Raw genomic sequence first — 4412 nt, forward strand, 5'->3', positions numbered from 1 at the left:
TCGCAAGCTCCTCGCCTACTCAACCAGCAGCCATCCCCGCCCACGCAACCAGCAAGCTCCTCGCCTACTCAACCAGCAACCATCCTCGCCTACTCAACCAGCAACCCCCCCCGCCCACGCAACCAGCAACCACCCCCGCCCACGCAACCTGCGGAGGAACCTGCCGACCGAGTAGGTCCGAGGGGCTACCCGAGGGCCGTATCGAGGTCAGACCCGCTGCGCCGCTGATCTTCTCAGCGGAAGGTCGAGATCCCGCCCTCGCGGTCGGAGAGGTGGCCGTGTTCGTTGAACGACACGACGGTCACACCTTGCCGGCCCACGATCAGCTTGGTGATGGACGCGTTCACCATCGAGCGCGCCATCTTCGGCCACTGCTCGTCCGAGATACCCCAGAGCTGGGCGATCCACTGCGTGATGGTGCCCGCCGAGGAGACCACCAGAAGCGTCTGACCTGATCCGGCCATCTCTGTCGCCCGAGCCGCGGCGTCGTGCACACGTGCCTGGAACTGCGGGTAGCTCTCCGCGGGCCCACCGTCGGGTCCCGGCTCGGGATCGTGTTCACCTGCGGCGATCCACGCGGCCAACCCCTTGTCCAGCTGTTGCTGGTAGTTGCGGCCGTCGCGGTACATCTCCGGCGACGCGTGTCCCACGAGCGCGGGGAGTGAGTACTCGTTCCAGCCGGGATCGACCTGCGTGTCCGGCCGCGTCTCGAACGCGCCGAGGACGCCGTTGAGGGTCTGGCTCTGGCGGGGCAGGTTGCCACTCACGGCGGCGGTGAATCCGGTGACCTGACCGGCAAGGAATGCACCCGACACCGCGGCCTGGGTGTCACCGGTCGCGGTGAGTCCGCCGGGCCCGTTCCGGAGGTCATCCGTGGCGTCGGATACGCCGTACGCCAACGCATTAGCCTGACCGTGCCGCACAAGATAGATGACGCCCATGACTGCACACTATTAGACGCCGATGAGTTCCCTTGCGCGGGCTGGTCTGTATTGGGTAGTACCCCGATCTCGACTGGAGGCCAGCCGTGGCATCGATGCTCTTCGTCAATCTGCCGATCGCCGACGTCGCGCGATCACGACGGTTCTTCGGCGCGCTGGGCTTTCGATTCGACGAGATGTTCTGCGATCCGGCCACGGTGTGCATGCCGATCAACGACGCCGCGATGGTGATCCTGATGCAACGACGACGCTTCGAAGGGTTCGCGGCCGGGCGCATCGCCGAGCCCGCACGGGGGCGCGAAGCGCTCGTCTCGTTCTCCGCCGACAGCCGGGAGCACGCCGACCGCCTTGTGAGCGCTGCACTGTCAGCCGGCGGCACCCCGCTGCGCGAACCCGAGGACTTCGGGTTCATGTACTGCTGCAGTTTCTGCGATCCGGACGATCACGCCTGGGAGGTGGTTTGGATGGACCCCTCTCAGCTGCCGCAGAACCCCGACGGCTGACCCGGGCGCCGACCTCAGTGCCAGGGGCTCGGCGCGGTCCGTGTGGGTGCGTCGTACGGAGTGGCGGGGAGTCCGAACCTGGCGAAGTCCTCTTCGAGGGTGTCGCTGAAGAAGGCCACCACGTACCCGACCTTCTTCGCCACCGGATCGATGTCGAGGACCTGGAGCTGGAACGGCCGATGGACGCCGTCGGGTTCGCGCATGTACAGGCCGAACGCCGGTTGCCCATTGGCGGCCGTGGGCAGCAGGATCTGGTCGCCCGCCTTCTCCGCCGGGCAGTTCTTGCGGATGAGGGTTCCGATCGCCTCCGGGCCCTGGTACCAACCGGTGAACGGCGGCATCTCCCAGATCGCCTTGTCGGTGAACATCTCGGCGATCGCGTCGACGTCATAACGTTCGAAGGCCGACACATACCGGGCGAGCAGCTCCCGCTTGGCGTCGTCGTCGAGGACCGACGAATCCGAGCTCGCCGACTCCGCCCGGGGGCGGGTGGTCTTGAGCTGTTCTCGGGCACGCTGCAGAAGACTGTTGACGGTCGCGGTGGTGACGCCGATGGTGTCGGCGACCTCGGCGGCCCGCCACTGCAGGACGTCACGCAGGATCAGCACGGCACGCTGTCGTTCCGGCAGGTGCTGCAGGGCGGCGATGAACGCCAGACGCACCGATTCCCGTGCGCCGACGACGTAGGCCGGGTCGGCGTCGTCGCCGGGGGCGATCTCGTCGACGGTGCCGGCATACGGCTCGAGCCATGGCACCTCGTGGTTCTGGAGCAGGTCGTCGGTGGGGTCGAAGGCATCGCCACCGAGCCCGGACGGAAGCGGGCGACGCTGGGAACTCTGCAATGCAGTCAGGCAGGTGTTGGTCGCGATCTTGTGCAGCCAGGTCCGCACCGACGAACGGTGGTCGAACTTGGCGTAACCACGCCATGCGCGCAGGAAGGTCTCCTGGGCGAGGTCCTCGGCGTCGTGGTGAGAGCCCATCATCCGGTAGCAGTGGGCGATGATCTCGCGTCGGAACGGTTCGGCGATCTCGAGGAAATCGGCGTCGGAGACGGACTCACCCGCGGTTGTGGTCATGCTCACAATTTACCGCCGATCACCGACACACTCGACCCGGTGAGATCAACGGCCCTTGGTCCGCTCGGTGATGGGACGCAGGTCGGGTAGCCGCAGCGTGCGGCTTTGGAATCACCCTGAGCGCAACCCGCGCGGGGCGTCGTCGGCGAGGCTAAATTCGCCGGTGAACGCATGTGACCCCCGCCCCGGAAACCTCCGTCACCTGGAGGAACGGCCTTGCCGCGACGGGGCCGCGTTGCTAGTTTGATCCGCATGACGAGTGTCGACCGCAACCTGTCGGAGGTCACGTATGTGACCACCGCTCTGGGCTGCCGTCTGCCGCTCGCTCGCGTTCTCTGTTGTTGTCGTCGAATGCGCTGAGCCGACGCCTCGTTCCGGGGTGTCGCTCCAAGTCTCTTCTCCCGAGCACTTCAGCCACCCTGCCCGCGCCGTCTAGAGCGCGGGGATTTTCGACGAGGACATCATGACCGCAATTCTTCCTGAGATCTCCGGCCGTACCCTGCGGACCGCGCCCACTCCGCTGACCCGCCGACCTGCATCGCGTCCGGTGCGCCGCGGGCCGCAGGTCAACCGCCAGCCAGTACCGTTGTCATCCGTACCTTCGTCGGTGCCGTCGCCCCGGGTCCCGGGGTCGGTCGCGGACCGACGCGGCTTGAACAGGGGGGATCAGCGGGTGCACGTCTCGACGCCGCGCCTCGAGCTGTCTAACAAGCCGGCCGCGCTCGTCCTCCGGGCCGCGCGACTGGCCGGCCCCCTGTTCCGTGATGACGCCGCCGAGCGCACCGGTCTGAGTATCTCGACGGTCAACCGCCAGGTCAGTGCCCTGCTGAAGGCCGGTCTGATCCGCGAACGCGCCGACCTCGCCCCGTCGGGAGCCATCGGGCGCCCGCGCCTGCCCTTCGAGGTCAACCTCGCCGAGTTCCTCACCCTCGGCATCCACATCGGCTACAAGGTCACCTCGATCACCACCCACGATCTGCTCCACCGCGTGGTCGGTGCCATCCAGATCCCGACCCCGGAGGCCGACACCCCCGAGGAAACGCTCGCCGCGATCGGCGTGAGCGCCCGCCGCTTCGCCGAGCGCTGGACCGGGAAGCGCGTGCTCTGGGTCGGCGTCGCACTGGGCGGCCGTGTCGCCGAGGGCGGCATCGTCGACCATCCCCGCCTCGGCTGGGAAGGTGCTCCCGTCGGACGGGTCATCGCCGAGGCCGTCGGCCTGCCGGTGTCCGTCGCCTCGCACGTCGAGGCGATGGCCGCCGCCGAGCTGGTCCTGAACCCCGTCGACGAGCAGTCGAGCTTCCTGTACTTCTACGCCCGCGAGATGCTGGGCATCGCCTTCAGCGTCGGCGGCACCGTGCACACCCCGACCGCGGGACCTCCGGTCATCGGTCACTTCCCGACCGGCGCCACCACACTGCTCGACCCGCGCCGGACGGGTCGACTCGAGCCCGCGGTGAGCGACACCGGCATCGTCGAAGCCGCTCAGGCGCTGGGGCTTTCGGTGACCGACGTCGAAGGTCTGCACGGCCTGGCCCGTACGGGTGACACCACCGCGCGCGCCCTCTTCGAGGAGCGCGCCGAGGTGCTGGGCCGCACGGTCGGGCTCATCGCCGACATCTTCAACCCGGACCACATCATCCTCGGCGGTCAGGCGTTCACCGACTACCCGACCACCCTGCCCACGGTTGCCCGCGCGGTTCGTGAGACCTCGATCGTCACCAAGCGTGATGTGCGAGTGTCACATTCGGGAGCCAGCGTGCAGCAGCAGGCCGCCGGCGCGGTCTCCCTGGACGCGATCTACAGCGACCCGCTGCAGGCAATCACTCTGACTGCCTGAACGGGCCGCTGTAGTCCCCTCGATACGCTCGCGGGCTCGCTACTCGGGGAACGGA

General features: G+C 67.9%; 4 protein-coding genes. 2 read left to right on the forward strand and 2 right to left on the reverse strand.

Annotation, left to right across the window (positions count from 1 at the left end):
• Positions 1-233 precede the first annotated feature (233 nt).
• Positions 234-941 carry a histidine phosphatase family protein gene (locus tag OK17_RS18935; protein ID WP_232716994.1) on the reverse strand — a complete coding sequence of 236 codons (708 nt, stop codon included), beginning with the start codon at positions 939-941 and terminating at the stop codon, positions 234-236.
• 86 nt (positions 942-1027) lie between these two features.
• On the opposite strand from OK17_RS18935, the gene OK17_RS18940 reads away from it, so the two are divergent.
• Positions 1028-1444 (forward strand): VOC family protein, encoded by a 417-nt coding sequence (locus OK17_RS18940; RefSeq protein ID WP_232716995.1) that lies wholly within the window; start codon positions 1028-1030, stop codon positions 1442-1444.
• 14 nt (positions 1445-1458) lie between these two features.
• On the opposite strand, the gene OK17_RS18945 is transcribed toward OK17_RS18940, so the two are convergent.
• Positions 1459-2520: a sigma-70 family RNA polymerase sigma factor gene (locus OK17_RS18945; protein ID WP_461418390.1), complete on the reverse strand. Its 1062-nt coding sequence runs from the start codon at positions 2518-2520 to the stop codon at positions 1459-1461.
• Positions 2521-3193: 673 nt separating this feature from the next.
• Between OK17_RS18945 and OK17_RS18950 the strand changes: the two genes are divergently transcribed.
• A complete protein-coding gene (locus OK17_RS18950; RefSeq protein ID WP_461418391.1) occupies positions 3194-4357 on the forward strand; it encodes an ROK family transcriptional regulator in 1164 nt (387 codons plus the stop codon).
• The last annotated feature ends 55 nt before the right edge of the window (positions 4358-4412 follow it).

The organism is Gordonia sp. GN26, assembly GCF_054823965.1.